Here is a 24302-nt window from a genome sequence, read left to right on the forward strand (position 1 = left end):
ACCTTGTCGTTGATCGCCTTGCCTTGCTTTTGGAACTCTCCTGGTGCTTGTTCTTGGCGACGCTGCGCCAGTGCTGCCAGTGTGGCGTAGCACCGCTCGCCCTCAAATCTGGCAAGGCCTGACAGATGCGGGACTCTAACTGTTAGCGTTCTTCACTGAAAATATTAGAGATGCCTTGATCTAGAATGTGATGATGAAGTGAGCGCCATCGTTGACCGGACGGGCATAGCGCACAGTTCCGCCGTTCAACTGAATTAGCTGCCGCACCATTGCAAGACCGATACCGCCTCCCTGTTTTTTGGTCGAGAAAAATGGCGTAAACATTTCCGACGCTACCCCATCGGCAATGCCATGTCCATTGTCACGCACATCGATGCGCAACCGGCCACCGGTCGTGAGGCGCGCATCGACGGCAACTTGAGGCACCGGACTCGCGGTGGTTGCTTCTACCGCATTCTGGAGCAGGTTAACCAGAGCTTGTTCGATCTGGCCAGAGTCAGCCCGTAATGCCAGCGTACTTGATGCGACGACGAAAGTCGCGCTTCCTCCGCGGGCCTGCCAGCTCGGTGCCACCAAAGCCGATAAACGTGCAAACAAGTCTTTAATCAGGAATTGTTGCGGCAGAGGCATAGGTAGGCTAGCCAACACGCGGTAATGGCTGACGAAATGAGCCAGACTTTCAGCGCGACGGCTTATTGCGTCCAGCGCGACGTCAAGGTCTGCGGCCACGTCGGGAGCGAGAGAGCCTGCTGCCTCAGCGAGCAGCGTGCGCGACGTTTGCGAAAGGGACGCCACCGGTGTCAGTGAATTCATGATCTCATGGGTCAATACATGGACGAGCTTGCGCCAGGCTTGCATGGCTTCAGCGGATAGTTCGTCCTCCAGCGGCAGAAGTGCAACCAGGGACTGCGGCGCACCATCGACGGTCAACGCATTGCGGACGGCCAGGGCACGTTCAGTGCCATGCTCACTGTCGAACTGAACCAGCGTCCGCGTGCCAACGGACAGGCCGGCCAAAGCCGTACTCAGGGGAACTGTGTCAGTGACACGTCCAGGCGCCAGAAGGCGCCGCGCGCTGGCATTCAATGGTTCCATCCTGGTGGGAGTCATGTTGAACAGAGGGACCGGTGCATGTTCAAGGCGTGCTTCAAGCAATAGCAGCCGGAGAGTCTCAGGCGCTTGCAAAGCCGTGAGTGGAAACCGTCTCTCTGGCGTCATTGCCGTAAGGTGTCCGATTGAATGCCAAATCAGCGCTGCAGCGAGCAGCACTGTCAGGACGAGCAAAACGGCGGCGCGTGCTCCCAGGCCATCAACGCTCTCATTTAGCGCACCACCTACCCAGCCAGCCGCAGCAAGCAGGGTCCCGCCGAGGGCGACGCGAGCCTGTCTATAACCCATGTTTGTCCAGCTTGCGATACAGCGCTGCCCGGCTTACACCCAGCGTCTTGGCAGCCTTGCTGATATTTCCCTTCACTTCCAGCAGTGCCGCGGCGATGGCGGCACGTTCGAGTGTACCCAGTTCACGTGGGACATCGATGGTGAGCGGGGGCGATAACGTCGGCACAGCTGTCTTCGCCGAAATACCAAAGTCAGCGATGGCATAGACATTTTCCCGACCCAGGATGACAGCGCGTTCACAGGCATGGCGCAGGGAGCGAACATTGCCTGGCCATGCATTCGAGCACAGTACATCGAATGCAGTCGCTGCTATGGCGCGCGGGGGTTTGCGATATTGGCGCTCGTAGTGGGCCAAATAATGGCGCAGCAAGTCCGGAATGTCGCCCGCGCGCTCGCGCAAGGGCGGAACGCGCAGGACGATAGTATTCAGGCGAAACAGAAGGTCTGTGCGAAAAAGCGCAGCGTCGTGCAGCCGGTCTTCTTCGAGATTGGTGGCACTAATGACGCGCACGTCAACGCCCTCGGGAGTGTCGGCGCCCAAGGGCGTCACCTGGCGTCGTTCGAGCGCTGTCAGCAGCTTCGCTTGTGCTGTCAAGGGCATATTGCTGACTTCGTCAAGAAACAATGTGCCACCGCACGCTGCCTGGAAGCGGCCCGCGCGGTCATTGCGTGCATCGGTGAACGCGCCGCGCCGGTGTCCGAACAACTCGCTTTCCAGCGTTGCCTCTGGCAGGCTCCCCATATCCACTGCGAGAAACTGCCGGGATGCCCGGTGTGAAGCCCGGTGAACGGCTCGCGCCACCAGTTCCTTGCCAACGCCGTTTTCTCCCAGGATCATGACATTTGCCTCGGTGGGCCCCACACTGGCGATCATGTCACGCAAGGCAGCCATCGCAGTCGAGTTTCCGAGCAATCCATCGGCGTCGGCTGGCGCCGCGTCAGATGCTTTGGCATGAAAAGGCTGACGCAAGGCCTGTCGCGCAAAGGCTGCCTCGACAGCATGCACCAGGCGAACGTTATCCCACGGTTTTGTCAGAAAATCGCTTACGCCGCCCTGCATCGCCGCAACGGCCAGAGGAACATCAGCGTACGCGGTCATTGCGATGATATCGGGTGGGTTGGGCAGCGCCCTCAATTGCGCCAAAACCTGCATACCTTCGCCACCATCCGTCCGTCCCGCCGAAAAATTCAAATCGAGGAGAACAACGTCAGGACGATTGCTTGCGAGCCATGTGGGTAACTGTGCAGGATGGTCAAGTGTCGCGACCTGCGCAACGTGCCGGCGCAGCAGCATGCGCGCTGCCAGCGCCACGTCTGCATCGTCGTCGAGGATCAGTACATTTGCTTGCTTGCCGGACATTGGAAATAAAAGAATTAACAGAACTCAAGTTTATCAGCATTGCTTTGCATGATTCCACAGCGCGATATCACTTTGCCCAAAGTGTCCGGAAGTGAACAGTTTGCGTGTGCGTTTGCGAACGAATCAGCGGGCAATTGAAAAAAATGCCGGTCGATTGGTCCGAAACCGCGTGGCACGGATGTTGCGACAGGAGAAATCATGACAAAAGACTACAGCAAAAATGCATCATGCCCTACGGGTGCGGCCATGGACCAACCGGCCCTGCGACAGCGCGGCCGGCGTTGGGGCATGGCAATAGCGATTTTGCTCATCTTGATTGCACTTGCCGCACTGGCATGGTGGCTCTGGCCCAGCGGACTGCAGGTACCTGCTGCTAGTGTGCGCATCGCTGTCGTCGAGCGCGGCATCCTGCGCGACGACGTGGCCGCGCGTGCAACGGCCCAGCCGCTGCACTCGGTCGTGCTGGATGTGGTGGAAAATGGCCGGGCCGAAGCGGTGATGGTGCGCGATGGCGCGCTGGTACGCCAAGGCGAATTACTGTTCCGGCTGTCGAATCCACAGCGCCGGCTTGAGGTGCTTGCACGCGAAGCTGAACATGCGCAGCAGATTTCAAACCTGTTGAACCTGCGCCTTGCGGGTGAAACCAGCCGGGCGGAAAGTGCGCGGCGCAGCGCCGACCTCGCGTTTGCAGTCGCTCAGGCCGAGAAGCAATTCGCGAGGAGCGCGGCACTGGCCAAGCAGGGTTTCGTGTCGGGTTCTGCGCTGGAAGAAGTAGCCGACCAGCTGACGCGGCAGCGCCACGCGCTAGCCAGCGAAGACGCCGCTCGGAAAAGCGAAGAGGCAGCCCGGCGCGACGCCATCGAACAGATCGCCCAGGCGGTATCCAGGCTGGAAGATGGCCTGAAGTTGGTCAATGCCGGCGTCGATGCACTGGCCGTGCGCGCGCCCGTTGCCGGCCGCCTGGCAGATTTCAAATTGCAGGTAGGGGAAACAGTCCGATCAGGACAACGCCTTGGACGCATTGACGACATCGCGCAATTTTGTTTAGCGGCCCAGCTCGACGAATACTATTTACGTCGCCTTGCCACCGGCCTACCGGCGACAGCCGTGATCGATGGCCACACCAGGCACGTGGTTGTCAGCCGCATATATCCGCAAGTGAGCGACGGCAAATTCACGGTTGAGTTGACGTTCGTTGATGGCCAGCCGGCCACCCTCAGCCCAGGCCAGAGCGTCGACGTCCTGATCACGCTCGGTGCGGCGCGGACCAGCTTGCTTCTTCCAAATGATGCGTTCAGCAATGACACCGGCGGCGGCTGGGTATTCGTCGTGCGCGCTGACGGCGTACAAGCGGAGCACCGGGCCGTGCGTTTTGGCCGGCGCAACAGCATGCAGATCGAAGTACTCGACGGTCTGGTCGCCGGCGAACGCGTCATCGTGTCATCCTACACGCCGTATGCAACGGCGCTGCATCTTCAGCTTACCCACTAACAGGTCTCTCACGGAAATGACAAAATCATGCAATTGAATCGCACACGACAGGAAAGCATGTTCAGGCTCGTCAACATGACGAAAACGTATCGCGGCGGTGAGGTGCAGACAACGGCGCTTGACCGGATTGACCTCACCATCGCCGCAGGTGAATATGTGGCGATCATCGGGCCGTCCGGCTGTGGCAAGTCAACACTCCTGGCGATGCTGGGACTGCTGGACACGCCCGACGGTGGCGAATGCTGGTTTGATGGTCGCAATGTGGCGGGCTGGAGCGAGGCACAGCTCAACCGATTACGGCGCGGACGTATCGGTTTCATTTTTCAGAATTTCAATCTCATCGAAGAATTGACGGTTGCCGAAAATGTGGCATTGGCACTTGACTACCTGGATGTGTCTGCAACGCAACGAAAGGTTCGCGTCGCCGCGATGCTCGATCAACTAGGCGTGGCGCACCGCGCCGGTCACCGTCCTTCGCAACTTTCCGGCGGACAGCAACAGCGTGTCGCCATCGCGCGCGCGCTTGTGGCCAGTCCAGCGCTGCTGCTTGCTGATGAGCCAACGGGCAATCTTGATACAGCACACGGCGACGAGGTGATGCGCATTCTGCGTCAGATCAATGCAGATGGCACGACCATCGTCATGGTGACGCACTCGCCGACGCACGCCGCGCAAGCTTCTCGTACGGTACGGCTGCTGGACGGCCGTATCCTGATCGACGCCCTGCAGCCCGCCTGACCGGAGAGCGAACATGTTATTGACCACGATGCGCCACAGCGCACGCGCACTGCGGCGCGAACCCGCCTACGCTGCCATTGTCATAGGCACCCTGGCTATCGGCATTGCTTCAGCCATACTGATTCTCGGCTGGGTGCGTTACTGCTGGCAATATAATGCCGAAGTGCCCGATGTGGAACATGTCTACGTCGTGAAGCAACGCGACAATGTCGATCCCACGGGCCCCTGGTACGACCAGGCGCCGCTGCTGCTGCGCTCTGTTGCAGCGGCAGCACCCGGTGTGGCTGCGGCCACCGGCTACTTGCCATCACGTCCCGAGACAACAGGCTTGACGGTCAACGTCGACGGCAAGCTGCATGCCCTGAAAAGCCTGACTGTCTTGCCTGGTTTTGTCGAGATGTTGGGCCTGAGGGCAGTGCGGGGCGATCTTGCCACCGCATTGGGAGCGCCGGATCAGGTCGCGGTCACCGAATTGACTGCAATGCGCTTGTTTGGCACCAAGCAGGCCCTGGGCCGCAGTATGTTTGCGGAAGGTAAATTGTTACGGGTTGGCGCGGTGCTGCGTACGCCGGCGGCGAATACCACCATGCCGTTTGAAGCACTACTAGGCACCGATTCAACGCTCGCGGCCGATGTCCGCGATGAAATGCGAACCGGCCTCAAAGGCTGGCCAGGCAAGCTCCTGGTGCGTGTGAACACCGGCACATCCTTGCCGATGCTTGTCCGGCAGCTGCAGGACGCAGTCGACGCTGCACCAGCATTACATCAGCAGGCCCCCGAGATCAAGGCGCGCCTGGGCCTGCGCCCAGTAATGGACATTGCGCTGGCGCGGCTCGATGCAGCGTATTTCGATACGGGCATCAAGGGTAATTTCATCGCTGGCGCCGGCCAGCGGGGCGATCCGGTGGTCGTTGCCGGCCTTGCCGCTGTCGCCGTGCTCATCCTTGTTCTGGCTTCGATCAATTTCGTGAACCTGGCGACCGTGCGGGTAGTGCGGCGCCAGCGTGAACTGGCCATGCGCAAAGTGCTCGGCGTCTCAGGTTGGAACATTGCGCTGGAATTGCTGGCGGAAGCATGGCTGATCACGTTCTTGGCGGCCTCTGTCGGCCTGCTCCTGGCATGGTTGGCACTGCCGCTGTTTTCGACCCTGGTCGGCCGCCAACTCAATGACGCCTTCACAGTTGGCGACCTGGGTTGGGTCGGTACCCTTGTCGTCGGGCTCGGGCTGTTGACGGCGGCCTGGCCGGCGTGGATTGCCTGGTCTGTCCCTTCGGCAAAATCATTGGCCGGGCGCACGGCAACTGAATCGCGTGCGACTGCACGCCTGCGGCGCAGTATGACCGTGGCGCAGCTAACCGCAGCGATGGGATTTGCCAGTGTGACGTTAGCAATCGCTTGGCAGACAAGTTACGCCATGCGTGCTTCGCCTGGATTCGACCCGGCCTCCATACTCATCGTGGATATGCCTGAACAGGTCAAATACAGCGCACCAGCGCGCGGCCTGATGACGGCTTTGGCGGCTGCGCCCGGGGTACAAGACGTCGCTGTGTCGGATGACGCGATCGGCCGTCATAACGACACGTGGCGCCGCGACCTGAAACGTCCGGATGGCACCAGTGCCACGATGGAAATCAAGCAAGTTGGCCGCAATTTTTTTATGCTTTACGCCATCAAGCCAGAAGCCGGGCGCTTATTCGATCGCACCCTGGACCATGACGACGACTCCCTGCCGCTGGTCCTGAATGCACTTGCAGCACGCCAGCTCGGCTTTGCCGACGCACGAGCAGCACTTGGTCAAATCGTCATCACGACAAGTTTTGATAACAAGCCGGTCCCAGGTCGTGTCATCGGGATCGCGCCACCACTGCGGTTCCAGTCATTGCGCGAAGCACCGGCGCCGATGGCGTTCCAATTGAGCACAGGCGGTAGTGCCTTGAGCGTGCGCACGGATGGCGACCCCGCCAAGGTGGTTAATGTCATCAGGTCCATATGGCCAAGTTATTTCCCCTCGGCCATTCCGTCCATCCAGCCAGCGTCGGGCGTCCTCGCCGCCAATTATGCGGACGATGCGCGCATGGCCAGCCTGCTCGCACTGGCAACAGGTATCGCCCTGACCCTTGCCGCATTTGGAACCTACGTTCTGTCGGCCGATACAGTGCAGCGCCGCGCTCGCGAAATCGTCTTGCGCAAGCTGCATGGTGCAAGTGACTCTGCTATCGGCCTGCTAGTCTTGCGCGGCGTCGGAACTATGCTGTCGGTGGCCGCGTTAATTGGATTGCCGGTTGCAGCAGTGGCCATCGCACGTTATCTGTCTACGTGGGTCGAAACGGCACCTGTCGGGTACTTGACCCTGCTGCTCGCGTTCGTCGTGACCAGCGTCGTTGCATTGGCGGCAGCCAGTCGACAAGCGTGGATCGCGATCAAGGTCCGTCCCGCCTATGCTCTTCGAATGTAACGCATCAATGTTTGTTACGGGCACATCCGTCCCCGCCCGGACAGGCGCCTACCAGTGGCGTGCCGGAGCGCTGCAGCAGGCTTTTCAGCTGGGCTCGGGCGTCCGGCGTGCCCCGACCAGTAACGCAAATAATCAAATGCCTAGTCTGTCGAGCAAAAGCGACGCCGTGTTCCCAAGCGCTGTGGCTGCGCTTGCGCGCCGGCCTGAAAAAAAAGCACGGCCAGCCATGGCGTCCGACGCATAAAAAGAGACCCGCGTCGGATGGCGCCACAAGCTGGCGAGAGGATGCAACATGGCGCAACCAGGAGATATTCGATCCGGGTGATTGTCCTGACATAATTTTCTTGCGTCAAAAATAAAATTGCGTAACTGGCAAATGACATACGCCTCGCCGACTTCGGAAGAGGCATAATGCCGCTGCCACTTTCCGCTGCAGCACCACTTTCAAGGTCCTCCTATGCCAGTCTGCCTGCCGCTGTTTCGCCTTGTCCTGTGCGGTGCCACCTTGCTGTTTGCCTTCAGTGCCAGCGCGCAGGATACGTCCCAGGGCAACACCGGCGTCCAGCCTGCCGATGCCAGCACGGTGGCGGAGCAGGCGCAACAGGTCGAAGTCAAGGGTAATGCTTACGATCCGCGCCGCGACGATACGGCCAGCAAGATGGTGGTGGGCAGCGAGGAAATCCTGAAGTATGGCGATACCAGCGTGACCGACGTGCTCAAGCGCCTGCCCGGCATTACCGTCACCGGCGCGGCCGGGCGCCAGGGCGGCGAGATCCGCATGCGCGGCCTGGGCAGCGGCTATACGCAGATACTGCTCAACGGCGAACGCGCGCCAGACGGCTTTTCGCTCGATACTCTGGCGCCCGACATGATCGAGCGTATCGAGATCCTGCACGCGGCCAGCGCCGAATTCAGCACGCAGTCGATCGCCGGCACCATCAATGTGGTGCTCAAGAAAGCGGTGAAAAAGGCCCAGCGCGAGCTCAAGCTGGGGGCCGGGGGCGGGCGCGATGCGCGCTCCGGCAATGGCAACCTGCAACTGTCGGACAAGGATGGCCTGTTTTCCTGGTCGCTGGCGGCGTCTTTCTACCGCTACGACTATGAGTATGGCGGCGTGGACGACAGCCCGGCGCTGGACCTGGGCTATCTGCCCGATGGCGAGCAAAACTTGCTGCGCCGTATCAGCGGCGGCGGCAATGGCCGCTCCGAAGGCATCAACCTGGCGCCGCGGCTGAACTGGAATACGCTGGGCGGCGACAGTTTCACCGCGCAGTTTTTCCTCAATGCCGGCCGTAGCGACAGTCGCGGCAACTACCACACCGAGACCGTGCTGGGCGCGCCGCCCGACATCGATACCGACGACAGCCGCAATCGGAATCGCCAGGTATTCGTCCGCACCGACCTCGGCTGGGTGCACAAGCTGGACGGTGGCGCCAGGCTGGAACTGGGCTTGCGCGGCATGGCCAGCAGCAGTTCGGCCGAGGCCGCCACCTTGGGCGAGATCGACGGCGTAGGGCTGGCGCTGGACCGCAAGGTGGATGTCGATGCGAGGTACAGGACGCTGTCGTCGAGCGGCAAGATTTCCTCGCCCTGGATGCCGGGCCATGCGCTGTCGATGGGTTGGGATGGCACGCTCAGCCGGCGCGAGGAAGAGCGACGCCAGCGCGAACGCGCAGTGCCGGGCGGCAGCGCTCCGGTTGCCAGCGATGACAACTTCGACGCCGGCGTCAACCTGCTGGCCCTGTACGCGCAGGACGAGTGGGATATCACGCCGCGCTGGTCGATGTATGCGGGCCTGCGCTGGGAAGGCATCGCCACGCGCACGTCGGGCAACCGTTTTGACGCCGTCGACCAGCGCAGCAGCGTCTGGAGTCCGCTGCTGCAAACGCTGTGGAAACTGCCTGATACCAAAGGCGACCAATTGCGCCTGGCCCTGACGCGCACTTACAAGGCGCCGTCCACCTCGAACCTGATACCGCGCCGCAGCATCTCGACCAACAATAGCCAGGCGGCGCCTGACCGCCAGGGTAATCCACAGCTCGAACCGGAACTGGCGCTGGGCATCGACGCCTCGTATGACCATTACTGGGCCGAAGGCGCCTTGTTCAGCGCGCGCGTCTCGGCGCGCCGCATCGACGGCTACACGCGCCAGGGCCTGCTGTTGCAGGACGGGCGCTGGGTCTCCACGCCTGTCAACGACGGCCGCGCCGACACGCAGACGGTCGGGCTGGAGGCGAAGTTTCCCTGGCGCGCAGTACAGGGCGCCAGCGCGCCGGCGATCGACATGCGCGCCAGCATTAACCGCAACTGGTCGCAAGTGGCGCATGTGCCGGGACCAAACAACCGGCTCGACCAGCAGACGCCAGTCAGTGGCAACGTCGGCATCGACTACAAGACGCCGGGCGGCATGCTGACCACCGGTGGCAGCCTCACTTTTACCAGCGGTGGCCCGGTGCGCATCACGCTGCAGCAGTTTGCCTATGCCTCGCCGCGGCGCGACCTCGACCTGTATGCGCTATGGAAATTCAATCCGCAAAACCAGCTGCGCCTGGCCGTGTCGAACTTGCTGGCACAGGATTATGAAAACAATTCGACTTTCACTGATGCAAACGGCAGCATCGTGCGTGCCGGTATCTCGCGCACCACGCCGCAGGCGCGCGCCACCATGGAAATGAAATTCTGACGGCTGGCCTGGCAGAGAACCGCGCTGACCGTCTGCCCGCAGTTGCCTTCAGTGACCTATAATCGCGGCTTCTGATACGCTGTCTTTTACTGTTGCAAGGTTACCCATGACGTTTTCCTCCCTCGGCCTGATCGATCCCCTGGTCCGCAAACTTGACGAACTCGGCTATGCCAAGCCGACTCCCGTGCAGGCCAAAGCGATCCCTGCGGTACTGGCCGGGCGCGACCTGATGGCCGCCGCCCAGACCGGCACCGGCAAGACGGCCGGCTTTGCCGTGCCGCTGCTGCAGCGCCTGACTCTGGAAGGGGTGGTGGCGCCGCAGTGCGTGCGCGTGCTGGTGCTGGTGCCCACGCGCGAGCTGGCCGAGCAGGTCTATGCCAGTTTTCGCAGTTATGGCGGCAACTTGCCACTGCGCAGTTTTGTCGCTTATGGCGGCGTGCCGATCGAGCCGCAAATCGCCAAGCTGCGCAAGGGGCTGGACGTACTGGTGGCCACGCCCGGCCGCCTGCTCGACCTGCAGTCGCAGGGCGCGATCAAGTTCGAGCAGGTACAAACGCTGGTGCTCGACGAGGCCGACCGCATGCTGGACCTGGGTTTCGAGCGCGAGCTGGACTTGCTCTTGATGACGATGCCGAAACAGCGCCAGACCCTGCTGTTTTCGGCAACTTTTTCCGACGCGATCCGCGCCATGGCGAAAACCATGCTGAAAGACCCGCTGTCGGTGGAAGTGAGTCCGCGCAACAGCACCGTGAAAGCGGTGAAGCAATCGGTGATCGTGTGCGACAAGAAGCGCAAGCCGGAACTGTTTTTGCATCTCTTGAAGAAAAAACGCTGGGGCCAGGTGCTGGTATTCGTGAAAACCCGCAAGGGCGTCGAGGTACTGGTAAAAACCTTGCTGGAGCAGGGCGTGAGCGCCGATTCGATTCATGGCGACAAGACCCAGCCGAACCGCCTGCGCGCGCTGGCCCGTTTCAAGGCCAGCGAAGTGCAGGTGCTGGTGGCAACCGACGTGGCCGCGCGCGGCCTCGATATCGAGCAATTGCCGCAAGTGGTCAATTTTGACTTGCCGACCGTGGCCGAAGACTATATCCACCGCATCGGGCGCACCGGCCGCGCGGGTGCGTCTGGCGAGGCGATTTCGCTGGTCTGCGCGGACGAAGTGGAATTGCTGTCGGCGGTCGAGGCGCTGACGCGGCAGACCCTGAAACGCAGCGAGGAGCCCGGCTTCGAGGCCGAACACCGCGTGCCCGGCACGGGCGCTGGCGGCGCGATCCAGAAAAAGCCGGTCAAGGTGCTGGCGCCGAAAGCGGCCGAACGCGCGGCCAAGCGCCGTTTTTATCGCTGATCCGCTTCACTCTGGCGTGCTGCATGCCTGGCGCATTCGTGCCATCATGCGGGCATGACCTCGATACCCTTGTTTCCGCTCAATACAGTGTTGTATCCCGATGGCTATCTGCCGCTGCAGATCTTCGAGGTGCGTTACCTGGACATGATACGCAAATGCATCACGGGCGAGCAGCCCTTTGGCGTGGTGCAATTGCTCGACGGCACTGAGGTGCGCAAGCCGGGACAGCAGGAAACCCTGGCCCAGGTCGGCACCCTGGCGCGCGTGGTGGACTGGGCCGCGCCCTTGTCGGGCCTGCTGCAAATCAAATGCATGGGGTCGCAGCGGTTTCACCTCGCTGCCAGCGAACAGCTGAAAACGGGCTTGTGGGTGGCGCAGATCGAGCTGCTGCCGCCCGACCTGCCGGTGCCGATTCCGCAGGAACAGCAAAACGTCGCCGATGCCCTGGGCGCCTTGATCCGTACCTTGCAGGAACAGAAAATCCCGCTCGACCAGATGCCGATCCAGCCGCCATACCGGCTCGATGAGTGCGGCTGGGTAGCCAACCGCTGGTGCGAGCTGCTGTCACTGACGCCGGTGCAGAAGCAGTTGCTGCTGAGCCAGGAAAACCCGGTGCTGCGACTGGAGCTGATACAGGATACGTTGTCCGACAACGGCCTGCTGGAAGAATAATGTCAAGGGCATCACCTGGATCAAGATTCTGTTGTGCAATTGCAATTTCTGTTGAGAAATACTTTACGCTATGCCGCCGCTGGCATAAGATAATGCCCCAGAGCAATGCGGCTTTCCTGCCGCAGGCAACGTAGACGAGAACATCATGGCAAAAGCAAGCGCGGAACAGATCAATGCGGCGATGGACGCGATGGCGGCCGAGGGCCTGCCCATCACGGTGCGCGCGCTGCGCGAAAAACTGGGCGGCGGCACCTGCCTGGGCACCATCAGCAAGCTGTTTCAAAGGCGCAAGGCCGGCGCCCAGCGCAAGCTTGCCGCAGCGGCCGAACTGTCGCCCGTGCTGCGCCAGGCCATACTTGATTTTGTGGGACAGGAACTGACCGCCAGCCAGAACGTGCATGAAGCCGAAATGAATGACAATCAACAGGAATTGATGGACTTGGCCAGCGAGAACGAGCGCCAGCAGGAACTGCTCGATCTGCAGGCCAGCGAACTGGAGACCTTGCGCGCCGAACTCGAACGCGAGCGCCAGGTCGCCAACCAGGCCCGCACCGACCTGGCCAAGGCCCAGCTGCGCCTGGAAGGCTTGCCACGTTTGGAAGAAGCTGCCGAGCAGGCGCGCATGGACCTGGCCAAGGCGCAATTCAAGCTCGAAGGCATACCGCGCCTGGAGGCGGCGGCCGAAACGGCGCGCGCCGAGCTGATCGAAGCCCAGCTGAAGCTGGAAACCCTGACCCGCGTGGAAACCGAACTGGCCACGGCGCGCCTGGAACTGGAAGCCGAACGCGAAGAACTGGGCGAGACGCGCGCCGAGCTGGACGAAGAGCGCACCTTGCGCATCAAGGCCCAGCAGTTCATCGTCGATCCTATTTTCAAAACATCTGTCTGACGTTCAGACTGCCTGCGCTGACAGCATGCTCAGCCAGGCAAATCCCGCCATATTCACCACCACGGTAATCCAGAACACCACCTGGAACGAGCGCTTGGCGGTCTTGTGGCGCAGCCATTGCTGCGCCAGCAGGGCGCCCGGCCAGCCGCACAGCAAACCGAGCAGCCACAGGGTTTTTTCCGGCGTGCGCCAGGCTTTGGCGCGCGCGGCGCGCTTGTCGATTGCGTAGACGGCAAAGCAGGTAATGCTCATCACGCCATACACGGCCGCCACCAGCAGCGGCAGCTGGTACAGCACGGTAGCGGCAAGATACAGCAGGGCGAACACGGCAAGGACAAGATAGGGCATGGGGCGGCATGGAAGCGAAGTGAGCCGCATTGTAACGGCTAAAGCGGACTGCTCACCGAGCCGGATAATTGATTGTTGCAGATACATCCTCGCCACTGTGTGGCAGCGTCCACAGGCCAATGGTGCTGCATGCGATAATTTGTGCTGCCAGCCTGAACAGCGGCAACCAGAATGCAGCCGGCCAAGCACAACAGATGGATGAAACATGACGAAAGATGGTGTACCGCTTGCGGTTGTTACAGACGCTACCGGCGTAGCGCCGGGAGCCTGCTGGTTCCTGAACGGCGACGACGAGATGAGCGCCAGGGTGCTGCGCCACGATTGGTCGGCGACGGCGCTCGGTCCGCTGGGCAGTTGGTCCACGCACCTGCAATCGGTGGTCGGTACCGTGCTGGCACTGCCATTTCCTACCTTGCTGTGGTGGGGTGGCGCGCTGACGCAAATTTACAACGATGCGGCGCGCCAGTGTTTCGATGTGCTCAAGGCGCCCGGGGCGCTGGGCCAGGACGCCGCCGCCTGCTGGCGCGATGACTGGGCCTTGCTCGGGGCGCAGCTGGACCAGGTAGCCAGCAGCGGGCGCGCGATCCGCCACCAGGACATGCTGATCCCGATCCTGCGCGACGGCCAGCTGGTGGAGTGTTACTGGACCTATTCCTATACGCCGCTGTTCGGTCAGCTGGGCGGGGTGGACGGCATCATGATCGCCAGTTCCGAAACTACCGGGCGCGTGCTGGCGGCACGCCGGCAAGGTGCGCTGGATCTGCTGCGCGGCGGCCTTGCCGCGTGCGAGACGGTGGCCCAGGTGCAATCATGTACACGCCAAGCCGCAGCCTGCGTACCACGCGACCTGCTGGCCATTGCGTTTCCCGGCGAAGCCTTGCCTGATGGCCCGGGCCGTCAGGTAATGGTGGAAGCGGGCGCGGCGCGCATGGCCGGACAGTTCGTGCTGGCGTTCACCGTTGCCGAAGCCTTGCCGCGTGACCTGGCCTGCCAGCAATTTTTGCAGCAGTTTGCCGGCATCGTGGCGTCGGCCATCGAGCGCATCGAAGCCGATATCGCGCGCACCATCCTCAGGGAAGAGCGCGACCGGCTGCTGCTCGACGCCCCGGTCGGCGCCGCCGTGATGATAGGCGACCAGCTGACCTACCAGCTGGTCAATCCGATTTACGCCATGGTGTCCGGCCGTCCTGCCGAGTGGATGGTCGGCAAGGCGTTTCTCGACGTGTTTCCCGAATTGGAAGACTCGCCCGTGCACCGCAGTTTTCTTGCTGTCTACCGTGCCGGCGAGCCGTTCGTGGGCGACGAAACGCTGGTGCAGATCCACAAGAACGGCGGTGAACTGGAAGACCGTTATTTCACCTACAACCTGTCGCCATTGCGGCGCGTTGACGGCAGCGTGTATGGCCTGATGGTGATCGCCGTGGACATTACCGTCCAGGTCGAATCGCGCAGCCGCATACTGGAACTGAACGTGGAACTGAACAAGTCGTCGCGCGCCAAGGACGAATTCCTGGCGCTGCTCGGCCACGAGCTGCGCAATCCGCTGGCGCCGATCGTCACGGCACTCGAGTTGATGCGCATGCGCGATACTGCGACGCAGCGCGAACAGGCGGTGATCCAGCGCCAGGTAACGCACCTGGTGCGGCTGGTGGACGACCTGCTCGATGTGTCGCGCATCACGCGCGGCAAGATTGAATTGCGCAAGGAAACGGTCGCGCTGCCGGAGCTGGCAGCGAAAGCTGTCGAAATGGTGCAGACTGCCATCGACAAAAAGCGGCAACGCTTTGAAATCGAGATCGCACCAGTCGAGCTGCATGTCGATCCTGCGCGCCTGGCGCAAGTGCTGTCCAACTTGCTGACCAATGCTTCGCGCCATACGCCGGAAGGCGGCCAGCTTGCCATGCGTGCCAGCGAGCAGGGCGGCATCGTGACGATCACCGTCAGCGACAATGGCGCCGGTATTTCCGCCGAGCTGTTGCCGCGCATCTTCGAGGCCTTCGTGCAGGGCGAGCGCAAACTGCAAGGGTCGGTTGGCGGCCTGGGGATCGGCCTGGCGCTGGTGAAAAACCTGGTCGAGATGCATGATGGCCAGGTCCATGCCCATAGCGCAGGCGAGGGGCAGGGCAGCACATTTACGCTTGCCTTGCCGGCCGGGCGCGATGCGCTGGCCCGAACCACCGCGGTGGACCTGCCTGTGCCGCAGCCTGGCGCCGGACCAGGCGCAACGCCGCGCAAGGTATTGGTGGTCGACGACAATGTCGATGCGGCCGATTTCCTGGCCGAACTGCTCACCTCATGGGGGCATGCGGTGCAAATTGCCTACGACCCGGCCGCGGCGCTGCGGCTGTGCGAAAACGCGCCGCCGGAACTGGCGATCCTCGATATCGGCCTGCCCGGCATGGATGGCTACCAGCTGGCCGCGCAGCTGCGGCAATTGCCCGGCTGCGCCAGCCTGGTTTGCGTGGCGCTGACGGGGTTTGGCCAGCAGGCGGACCAGGCACGCTCGCAAGCGGCTGCCTTCGCGGGCCATCTGGTCAAGCCGGTCGACGCAGCAGCCTTATCGCAGCTGTTTGCCGGCATGGACCGGGCGCGATAAAACAGCGTCTCAGTGCAGCTTGATCTTTACCGCCATGTCGCCTTCTTCCACCGTGATGGCGGCGTCGGCAAACTTGGGCGGACCGAAGCGGCTGGCCGCGTCGCGGCTGAAGCCGTAGTCTTCCTTGGGGATGCCGATCATGTTGCGATCAAGTTCGGCGTTGCCGTTTTCATCGTGGTAGGCAAGCACGGCCCAGGTGCCGGCCGGCACGTCGGCTACCTTGAGCACGGTTTCGCCAGCCTGCGCCGGGGCCGAGGCCGTATGCAAACACTGTTTCAGGAAACGTTCCTGATCGCACACGGCGACGCGGATCTGTCCCTTGGCGTTGCTGATGTTGCTCACATGCACTTCAATCGTGGCTGCCACTGCAGCGCTGCTGGCCAGAAAGGCGGCACACAGCAAGGCTGCGGCCGATAAGGTCGATGCTATGGTAGGCTTGCTCATCTTCTTGTCACTCCTGTTAAAAACAAATGTTAATCAATGCATTGATCGTGCTGGCCACCGTGGTGTTCATGGAGCTGTTTTCGATAGGCGCGCACAAATATGTGATGCATGGTTTCGGCTGGGGCTGGCACCGCTCGCACCATGAGCCGCGCACCGGCTGGTTTGAAAAAAACGATTTATATGCCGTGGTCTTTGCCGGCATCGCCATCGTGCTGATTTACCTTGGCACCGAGGGGCGCCATCCGCTCGAATGGATAGGCGCCGGCATGACCGCCTACGGCATGCTGTATTTCATTGCCCACGACGGCCTGGTGCACCAGCGCTGGCCGTTTCAATATGTCCCGAAGCGTGGCTACCTCAAGCGCCTTTACCAGGCGCACCGCATGCACCACGCCGTGCATGGCAAGCATGGCGCCGTCTCGTTCGGTTTCCTGTATGCGCCGCCGGTCACCCGCCTCAAACAGCAGCTGCAGGCGCTGCATGGCGGTGCGCTGCGCGAATCGGCCGCTGCCACAGCACCGCAGGACGAAGAGTCGCCGTCTGCCTGAAGCGCGACGCCAGCGCCTGCACGCCGCCCTTGCACAGCAGCCACAGCTTGCTGGCGCGCGAGGTGCCGACCCGTTCATCCCAGGCCTTTTCACCGCGCGCCTTGACCTCGATGCCGATCTGGCGATACACCAGGTGCGCGGTGGCAATCGCCCAGGCCGAGCGCAGGGGCAGGGCGGCCAGGCCCTCGCTGGCCGACGCATAATACGGTTCCGCATGGTCGACCAGGCGCGCCGCCACCTTCGCCAGCGCCGCGCGGTGTTCTGGCAGTGCCAGTTCCGCCTGCGGTAGGCCGGCCTCGCGCAGCCAGTCGGCTGGCAGGTAGCAGCGCCCGACTTTGGCGTCGTCGACGATGTCGCGCGCGATATTGGTCAGCTGGAAAGCGATGCCCAGATCGCAGGCACGGTCCAGCACTGCCGGCTCTTTTGCGCCCATGATGGTGGCCATCATCAACCCCACCACGCCGGCCACGTGATAGCTGTAGCGCAGGGTGTCGTCCAGCGTCTCGTAGCGCGCTGCCTGCACGTCCATGGCAAAACCGGCCAGGTGGTCGAACGCGTATTGCGGCGCTATCGCGCAGCGCAGCGCCACTTCCTGGAAGGCGGCAAAGGCCGGCTCCTGCATCGGCGCGCCCGCATAGGCCAGGCGCGTCTGCGCTTCGAGCTGCGCCAGGCCATGGGCCGCTGCTGCGCCATCCTGCGCCACGGCGGCAAAGCCCAGTTCCTGGCCATCGACGACATCGTCACAATGGCGGCACCAGGCATACAGCATCAGCACGCTGCGCCGCACCTCGGGCGCAAACAGGCGCGCGGCGGCGGCAAAGCTTTTCGAACCGACAGCGATCGTGTGGGTGGCGTGTTCCAGCAATGCCTCGCTCATCGTGCGATGTCCTCCAGCATCAGGCCGGCGGTGGCCTTGGCCGAGCCGATCACACCCGGCACGCCAGCGCCGGGATGGGTGCCGGCGCCGACCAGGTACAGGTTCGACACATCGCGGTCGCGGTTGTGCGGCCGGAACCAGGCGCTTTGCGTGAGGATCGGTTCGAGCGAAAAGGCCGAGCCGACATGGGCGTTCAGCTGGTCGCGGAAGTCATGCGGCGTGAAGATGCGGCTGGTGACGAGCTGGCTGCGCAGGCCCGGCATATAGCGTTCTTCCAGATAATCGAAAATACGCTCACGGTAGCGCGGCCCTTCGACCTCCCAGTCGATGTTGGCATTGCCCAGGTGCGGCACCGGCGCCAGCACATAGTGGCTGCCGCAGCCCGGCGGCGCCAGCGACGGGTCGGTCACGCACGGCGCATGCAGGTACAGCGAAAAATCGTCGGCCAGATGCTGGCCCTTGAAGATATCCTTGATCAGGCCCTCGTAGCGCGGGCCAAAGCACACGGTATGGTGGCGCAGCTGCTCGTGGTGATGATCGAGGCCGAAATACAGCACGAACAGCGAATTGGAAAAGCGTTTTTTGGACAGCGACGCAGCTTCCGACACGCCGCGCGGGTGGTGGCCCAGCAGCGAACCGTAGGTATGCACCACGTCGGCGTTCGAGGCCACCATCTGCGCCGGAAACACGCGCCCGTCTTCCAGGCGCACGCCGGTGGCCTGGTTGCCGCTGGTGTCGATGCGCGCGACTGAGGCGTTCAATTCGATGCGCCCGCCCAGGTCTTCGAACAGGCGCACCAATGCCAGGATCAGCGCACCGGTGCCGCCGCGTGGAAACCACACGCCCCAGCGCCGTTCCAGCGCGTGGATCAGGGTGTAGATCGACGAAGTGGCAAACGGATTGCCGCCCACCAGCAGCGAGTGGAACGAGAACGCCTGACGCAAATGATCGTCTTCGATAAAGCGCGACACCATGCTGTAGACGCTGCGCCAGGCTTGCAGGCGCGCCAGTTGTGGGCCGGCCGCTATCATGTCGCGAAACGACAGGAAGGGTACCGCGCCCAGCTTCAGGTAGCCTTCCTCGAACACGGCTTTCGAATACGCCAGGAAGCGCTGGTAGCCGGCGACGTCCTTCGGATTGCGCGCATGGATTTGCCGGTCCAGCGCATCCTGGTCGTTGACATAGTCGAAATGGTGGCCGTCCTCCCAGCACAGGCGGTAGAACGGCGCCACCGGCAGCATCTCGATATAGTCCGACATTTTTTTGCCTGCCACCGTGAACAGTTCCTCGATGGCGGTCGGATCGGTAATCACGGTGGGGCCGGCGTCGAACACGAAGCCCTGGTCTTCATAGACATAGGCGCGCCCGCCCGGTTTGTCGCGCTTTTCCAGCAGGGTCGTTTGCATGCCGGCCGCCTGCAGCCGGATGGCCAGCGCCAGGCCGCCAAAGCCGGCGCCCACGACCACCGCTTGTTTTGCATTGTTCATTCAGGTTTCCTGATCTGGTGAGGGTAAAATTTCAGTGCTGCGGAAAGCGCCTGGCCGACCGGCACCGGCGGCTTGCCCGAGACCAGGCGCACCTGGTCGGCCAGGGTCAGCCGGCCTGCATAAAAACGTGAAATCAGCGGCGCCGGCAAATGATAGAAACGGCGCATCACGCGCCAGCGGTGGTCCGCTTCGCCGGCCAAAAACAGCATGCGGTTGAGCAGGCGGAAAAAAACCTGGCCACGCCATTCCTGCAGGGCGTAGGTACGGATGGCGGCAAACAGCGAGGTGGCGTCAAAGTTGTCCAGCGCGGCGATGCGATCGGCCAGGCGCACCGCATGCGGCAGCGAATAGCCGGTGGTCGGGTGGAACAGGCCGGCGCGCAGGCCGGAGCAGGGCTGGCCCTGCAGGTCGTCCCAAAAGCCATTGACATCGCCGGCCAGTATGATCGGCAGCGAGCCGTGTTCTTCGCGCAGCAGTTCGGCGACCTGCCAGCCGCGCGACGCTGCATAGGCGGCGATATTGGCGCGCAGGCGCTCGGGCTGCCAGGCGCTGGTGTCGACGTAATGGGTGTCTTCGATCAGTACGCGGTCCGGGCCGAACGGCAGCACATACACGAAGCGGTAGCCGCCTTGCTGCTCCACGCTGGCGTCCATGATGATCGGGGCAGTCAGTCCGTGCGGTGCGGCCAGCCGTACTTCCTGGCCAAGAAAAGTCTGGTAGCCCAGCGCCAGGCGGCTGCTGGGGCGCATGCCGCGCCCGTCGATCACGGCGCGCGCCTGCAGCACTTCGCCGTCGGCCAGGTGCACCGAGGTTGGCGTCAGGCTGGCGATTGCGGTGCCCAGGCGCAGGCAGTCACCGAGGGCCGCTTCGATCACGTGCGCAAAGTCGGCGGACGCAATGCTGGCGTAGCCGCCGTCCAGGCTGCGCGCATGGCCGGGAAACAGCACGTCGTATCCTGGCCAGCGGTGTGACAGCAACGGTGACAGCCACGCAAGCTGGGCCGGGGTGACGTCGCTGTCATGGAACGACCAGGTGTGGTTGCCGCCCAACTGCATGTCGCGTTCGACCAGCAAGATGCGCATTTCCGGGCGCTGCGTGCGCAGGCGCCAGGCGATCAGGCCATTGGCCAGGCCGCCGCCGACCAGCACCAGGTCGTAGCTTGCAGGCCCCTTATGCAAACCGCGCTCCGCCGGCCACTGAGTTCTGCAGCGCCGCTTCGACCAGGTCCGCCGCGCGCGCCGTGCCGCCGGCCGCCCGCACAGCGCCGGCCAGTTCGGTGCAGCGCCGGGCAAAGGCCGGCTCATCGAGCAGTCGGCGCAGTTGCGCGGCGATGTGTGCCGGCCTGGCCCAGCGCGCCGACGCGCGCAGGCCGACGCCTGCATGCTCGACCCGCGCCGCCACGCCGGGCTGGTCAAACGCGATCGGCACGGCCAGTATCGGCGTGCCGGCGGCAATCGCATCCATCACCGTGTTCAGGCCAGCGTGCGACACCACCGCATCGGCGCGCGCCAGCACCGCCCGCTGGTCGGCAAATGCGCAGACCCAGGTGGCGCCGGCTTTTTTCAGTGCCGTGATCTCGCGCGCATCGAGGCCGCCGCAGTGGGCCACCAGCAGTTGCGCGTCGGCCAGCCTGCAAGCCCTGGCGATGCGCAGCAGCAGCGCGTGGCGGTGGCCTTGCAAAGTGCCGAGCGAGGCGAAAACAAACGGACGCGCGGTGCTGATGGCTGCCAGGTCAGGCGCGCCACTGGCGTCGATCTTGTGACTGCCGCCCGCCGAGCCGCGCAGCGGCCCTACATGATGCAGCTGGGCTGGCGCCTGCAGGCGCGGAAAATCAAAACCGGCGACGGTCTGGCTCAGCTGCAGCAATGGCGACAGCCAGTCGTGCATGCCGTCGCACACCGCCAGGCCCAGCGCCTGCGCGTTGGCGGCGATGCTGCGCCGGTGTGGCGTCATCAGCCAGTCATAGACGTCGCTGCTGCCCTGGCACATGCGCAGCGCGCGCTCGTCGCGGCCCGCCGCAAACGGCATCACGGGCAGCGGCACGCCCGCTTCGCGGTTGATCGGCAGCGCGCACGCCACGGAAATGAAGGGCAGTGACAGCGCTTGCGCCACCAGGCCGGCCGCCGCTTCCATCTGGTCGCCGAGCACCACGTCGATGCCCAGGCTTTTCAAGGCGGCAGGCAGTTCGCGGCAGAACATGTCGGTGGTATCGGCCATGTCGCCAATCACGCGGCGCAGGCCCCACGGGCTGCCGGGATTGGCGGCGCGGCGCAGTGACGCGGCCAGGCTGCCGGCCGGGTGGCTGCCGCGGCCCAATGCGTGAAACCCGATCCGCGCGTCACTCAGCCACGCGCCAGCTTCGGCGCGATGTAAAAAAGTGACCCGGTGGCCGCGTTCGATCAGCGCCACCGACAACGCTTGCAGCGCGCTGAAATGGCTGGGAAAGGCCGGTGCCACCACGCCGAAATGGTGCATGTGCACCCGCTCAAAGGCCATGTGCGGTGGCCAGCACGGGCGTCGCCGGGCTGCACTCGGGCGCCGGTGCGGCAAAAAAACTGCCCAGGAAGCTGCGCGTGCCCTGGCGCATGCCGACGGCGTCGGACAAATGGCGCTCCGCTTCCTGCAAATGGTGCGACAGCCGGCGCTGCGCCTCGTCCACGCCCAAGGTGGTAAGCAAGGTGGCCTTGCCCGCATCGAGCCCCACGTCCTTGCCGGTGATGGCGCTGTCGTTGCCGGGCAGGTCCTTCAAATCGTCGCGGATCTGGAACGCCTGGCCGGCGGCCAGCGCAAAGGCGCGCAGCGACTGCGTCACTTTTGCGTCGCTTTGCGCGATGATGGCGGCCATGTCGACCGTGGCGCCCAGCAGCACGCCGGTTTTCAGCTGGTTGGTCATGGCGATATCGTCGGGCGAGCGCGCGGCGCCACCGTGCAGGTCCTGGAATTGCCCCTTGGCCAGCCCTTGCGCGCCGACCGCTTCGGCCAGCGATGTCACCAGGCTGGTGCGCACCAGCGGTTCAAGGTCGGTGGCCGAGGCAATGATGCGAAACGCGCGGCTGAGCAGGGCGATCGAGGCCAGGATGGCGACATCTTCGCCATAGGCGACATGGATCGCCGGCGCGCCGCGGCGCAGCCTGGCGTCATCCATGCAGGGCATGTCGTCGAGCACCAGCGAGGAGGCATGCACCAGCTCCACCGCGCAGGCCACGTCGATCAGCGCCGGCGAGGCGCAGCCCAGGTCGCGCGCGATGGTCATCAGCAGCAGCGGACGCAGGCGTTTGCCGGCACCCAAGGCGGCCGCGCGCATCGACAGGGTCAGCAGGTCGGCGCCATCGGCGCCATTGCTGCCATCTGCCAGCAACTGCTGTATCCGCTCTTCAAAGCGGCGCTTCATGGCCTCGTGGTCCGCCGCCACCGCGTGGAGCTCGTTGATGGCGACACCGAAGCGTCGTCTTTCTGTGGTCATGCACTGGTCTCCCGTTAGCGTGGCTGGAACAAGCCGGACTGTTCTTCTAGGAGTGTATCGGAGTTCTGGGAAATATGATGGCCTCGCGCGAATCAGGGTGTGCTGACTAACAGATGAACGTCGTGTGGACACGGGTACGAAAGCAAATCATAGCCGCGCAAGCGTCGCTTGCCTTGCGCAATGTCACCGGCTGGCTGCGCTGGCGCCGCTTTGCGCGCGGTAAATACCGGTTTTTCCGGAGCAGCAATACGCCACCACGCAGGCAATTGCCGCATACAAGCCGATCTCCGGCCCGAACAGCTCGATGGCCATCACGGTCGAGGCCAGCGGCGTATTGGCGGCGCCGGCAAATACGGCCACGAAGCCGACCGCCGCCAGCAGCGCGAACGGCTGGTGCAGCAGCGGCGCCAGCGCATTGCCCAGGGTGGCGCCGATAAAGAACAGCGGCGTGACTTCGCCGCCCTTGAAGCCGCTGCCCAGCGAGACGATCGTGAACGCCATCTTGGCGAGAAAATCCATGGCCGGCAGCGGCTGGTGCAGCGCATCGACGATGGTAGGGATGCCCAGGCCGATATACTGGTCGGTGCCCAGCAGCCAGACCGCCAGCGCCACCACCACGCCGCCCGCAAACGGGCGCAGCGGCGCATAGGCAATTGCCCGTTTCATGGCAGCGGCCAATGCATGGGTGGCGCCGGCAAACACCCTGGCTGTCAGGCCGAACAGCACGCCGGCGACCGCCATCGCGCCCAAAGCCCAGGCAGTGACGTCCGGAATCAAAGCGATGGCGTAATGGGTGTGGTGCACGCCGAGCCAGCCGCCCCAGATCAGCTCGACCCGGTCGGCCAACAGGGCGGCGGCCAGGCAGGGCAGCAGTCCGGCATGGCGCGAACGACCGACCGCCAGCACTTCCAGGCCGAACACGGCGCCGGCCAGCGGCGTGCCGAACACCGAGGCAAAGCCGGCGCTGATGCCGGCCATTAGCACCACGCGCCGGTCTGCTTCATCGAGGCGGAACCAGCGCGTCAACTGGTCGGCCAGCGCGCCGCCCATCTGCACCGCCGTGCCTTCACGGCCGACCGAGGCGCCGAACAGGTGCGACACCACGGTGGCGCCCAGCACCAGCGGCGCCATGCGCAAAGGGATGGTTTTTTCCGGGTGATTGATTTCCGTGATCACCAGGTTGACGCCGCCCTCGACCTTGCTGCCGTAGCGCAGGTAGAGCCAGCCGGTGGCAAAGCCGGCCGCCGGCAGCAGCCACAGCAGCCACGGATAGCCCATGCGCGTGCCTGTGGCCCAGTCCAGCGCCCATAAAAACCAGGCCGAGGCGGTCCCGGCCAGCACGGCAACCAGCATCGCCAGCAGCAGCCACCGGGCGTGGCGATAGAATGAATTTTTCAGAACGATAAGCCGTTTCGTGGTGATGTCTGGTGGAACAGGTCAGATTTGGACAAGTGGCCGATCGGCGTCGGAGCAGTGTCAGCCGTGGCGAAAATTCTAGCATTACCAGC

General features: G+C 63.4%; 19 protein-coding genes. 9 read left to right on the forward strand and 10 right to left on the reverse strand.

The window, feature by feature from the left end; genetic code table 11:
- Positions 1-180: 180 nt before the first annotated feature.
- The gene (locus tag AC0Z42_RS03845; protein ID WP_485466922.1) at positions 181-1398 is read right to left on the reverse strand and encodes a sensor histidine kinase; all 1218 of its coding nucleotides are present in this window, start codon (positions 1396-1398) and stop codon (positions 181-183) included.
- Complete coding sequence (locus AC0Z42_RS03850; RefSeq protein ID WP_485466923.1) at positions 1388-2758, reverse strand: sigma-54-dependent transcriptional regulator; 1371 nt, start codon at positions 2756-2758, stop codon at positions 1388-1390. Before AC0Z42_RS03850 ends, AC0Z42_RS03845 begins: the two co-directional genes overlap by 11 nt.
- Before the next feature lie 198 nt (positions 2759-2956).
- Here AC0Z42_RS03850 and AC0Z42_RS03855 point away from each other — a divergent pair, with 198 nt between their 5' ends.
- The 7 genes from AC0Z42_RS03855 to AC0Z42_RS03885 all read left to right on the forward strand — a co-directional run bounded on the left by AC0Z42_RS03855 (position 2957) and on the right by AC0Z42_RS03885 (position 13031).
- Positions 2957-4249, forward strand: coding sequence for an efflux RND transporter periplasmic adaptor subunit (locus tag AC0Z42_RS03855; protein ID WP_485466924.1), 1293 nt, complete (start codon positions 2957-2959; stop codon positions 4247-4249).
- Between the two features lie 27 nt (positions 4250-4276).
- The gene (locus AC0Z42_RS03860) at positions 4277-4987 is read left to right on the forward strand and encodes an ABC transporter ATP-binding protein (protein WP_485466925.1); all 711 of its coding nucleotides are present in this window, start codon (positions 4277-4279) and stop codon (positions 4985-4987) included.
- Positions 4988-5000: 13 nt separating this feature from the next.
- On the forward strand, positions 5001-7442 hold the full coding sequence (locus AC0Z42_RS03865) for an ABC transporter permease (protein WP_485466926.1): 2442 nt from the start codon (positions 5001-5003) through the stop codon (positions 7440-7442).
- 457 nt (positions 7443-7899) lie between these two features.
- Positions 7900-10125 (forward strand): TonB-dependent receptor plug domain-containing protein, encoded by a 2226-nt coding sequence (locus AC0Z42_RS03870; protein ID WP_485466927.1) that lies wholly within the window; start codon positions 7900-7902, stop codon positions 10123-10125.
- Positions 10126-10231: 106 nt separating this feature from the next.
- The gene (locus AC0Z42_RS03875) at positions 10232-11470 is read left to right on the forward strand and encodes a DEAD/DEAH box helicase (RefSeq protein WP_485466928.1); all 1239 of its coding nucleotides are present in this window, start codon (positions 10232-10234) and stop codon (positions 11468-11470) included.
- Positions 11471-11524: 54 nt separating this feature from the next.
- Positions 11525-12142 (forward strand): LON peptidase substrate-binding domain-containing protein, encoded by a 618-nt coding sequence (locus AC0Z42_RS03880; RefSeq protein WP_485466929.1) that lies wholly within the window; start codon positions 11525-11527, stop codon positions 12140-12142.
- A 145-nt stretch (positions 12143-12287) separates the two neighbouring features.
- Positions 12288-13031, forward strand: a complete 744-nt coding sequence (locus tag AC0Z42_RS03885; RefSeq protein WP_485466930.1) for a DNA-binding protein — start codon at positions 12288-12290, stop codon at positions 13029-13031.
- A gap of 3 nt (positions 13032-13034) precedes the next feature.
- Here AC0Z42_RS03885 and AC0Z42_RS03890 read toward each other — a convergent pair whose 3' ends face one another.
- Positions 13035-13379 carry a DUF1294 domain-containing protein gene (locus tag AC0Z42_RS03890; RefSeq protein ID WP_485466931.1) on the reverse strand — a complete coding sequence of 115 codons (345 nt, stop codon included), beginning with the start codon at positions 13377-13379 and terminating at the stop codon, positions 13035-13037.
- 205 nt (positions 13380-13584) lie between these two features.
- Here AC0Z42_RS03890 and AC0Z42_RS03895 point away from each other — a divergent pair, with 205 nt between their 5' ends.
- Entirely contained in the window at positions 13585-15975 is a 2391-nt protein-coding gene (locus tag AC0Z42_RS03895; protein ID WP_485466932.1) for a hybrid sensor histidine kinase/response regulator, read from the forward strand.
- Positions 15976-15984: 9 nt separating this feature from the next.
- Here the strand turns inward: AC0Z42_RS03895 and AC0Z42_RS03900 are convergent, their stop codons facing one another.
- Positions 15985-16419 (reverse strand): DUF2141 domain-containing protein, encoded by a 435-nt coding sequence (locus AC0Z42_RS03900; protein WP_485466933.1) that lies wholly within the window; start codon positions 16417-16419, stop codon positions 15985-15987.
- A 26-nt stretch (positions 16420-16445) separates the two neighbouring features.
- On the opposite strand from AC0Z42_RS03900, the gene AC0Z42_RS03905 reads away from it, so the two are divergent.
- Entirely contained in the window at positions 16446-16967 is a 522-nt protein-coding gene (locus AC0Z42_RS03905) for a sterol desaturase family protein (protein WP_485466934.1), read from the forward strand.
- Here the strand turns inward: AC0Z42_RS03905 and crtB are convergent.
- From crtB to AC0Z42_RS03935, 6 genes are all read right to left on the reverse strand, one after another.
- Positions 16876-17844 carry a 15-cis-phytoene synthase CrtB gene (gene crtB, locus AC0Z42_RS03910; RefSeq protein ID WP_485466935.1) on the reverse strand — a complete coding sequence of 323 codons (969 nt, stop codon included), beginning with the start codon at positions 17842-17844 and terminating at the stop codon, positions 16876-16878. The two genes, AC0Z42_RS03905 and crtB, sit on opposite strands and share 92 nt — an antisense overlap.
- Positions 17841-19331 carry a phytoene desaturase gene (locus AC0Z42_RS03915; RefSeq protein WP_485466936.1) on the reverse strand — a complete coding sequence of 497 codons (1491 nt, stop codon included), beginning with the start codon at positions 19329-19331 and terminating at the stop codon, positions 17841-17843. The genes crtB and AC0Z42_RS03915 overlap by 4 nt, the downstream gene beginning before the upstream one ends.
- Complete coding sequence (gene crtY / locus AC0Z42_RS03920) at positions 19328-20509, reverse strand: lycopene beta-cyclase CrtY (RefSeq protein WP_485466937.1); 1182 nt, start codon at positions 20507-20509, stop codon at positions 19328-19330. The genes AC0Z42_RS03915 and crtY overlap by 4 nt, the downstream gene beginning before the upstream one ends.
- Complete coding sequence (locus AC0Z42_RS03925; protein WP_485466938.1) at positions 20502-21827, reverse strand: glycosyltransferase; 1326 nt, start codon at positions 21825-21827, stop codon at positions 20502-20504. The genes crtY and AC0Z42_RS03925 overlap by 8 nt, the downstream gene beginning before the upstream one ends.
- Positions 21817-22794 (reverse strand): polyprenyl synthetase family protein, encoded by a 978-nt coding sequence (locus tag AC0Z42_RS03930; protein WP_485466939.1) that lies wholly within the window; start codon positions 22792-22794, stop codon positions 21817-21819. The genes AC0Z42_RS03925 and AC0Z42_RS03930 overlap by 11 nt, the downstream gene beginning before the upstream one ends.
- Before the next feature lie 183 nt (positions 22795-22977).
- Complete coding sequence (locus AC0Z42_RS03935) at positions 22978-24147, reverse strand: voltage-gated chloride channel family protein (protein ID WP_485466940.1); 1170 nt, start codon at positions 24145-24147, stop codon at positions 22978-22980.
- Positions 24148-24302 lie beyond the last annotated feature (155 nt).

The organism is Janthinobacterium sp. 1L-D-8-B-C4 (genome assembly GCF_057291295.1).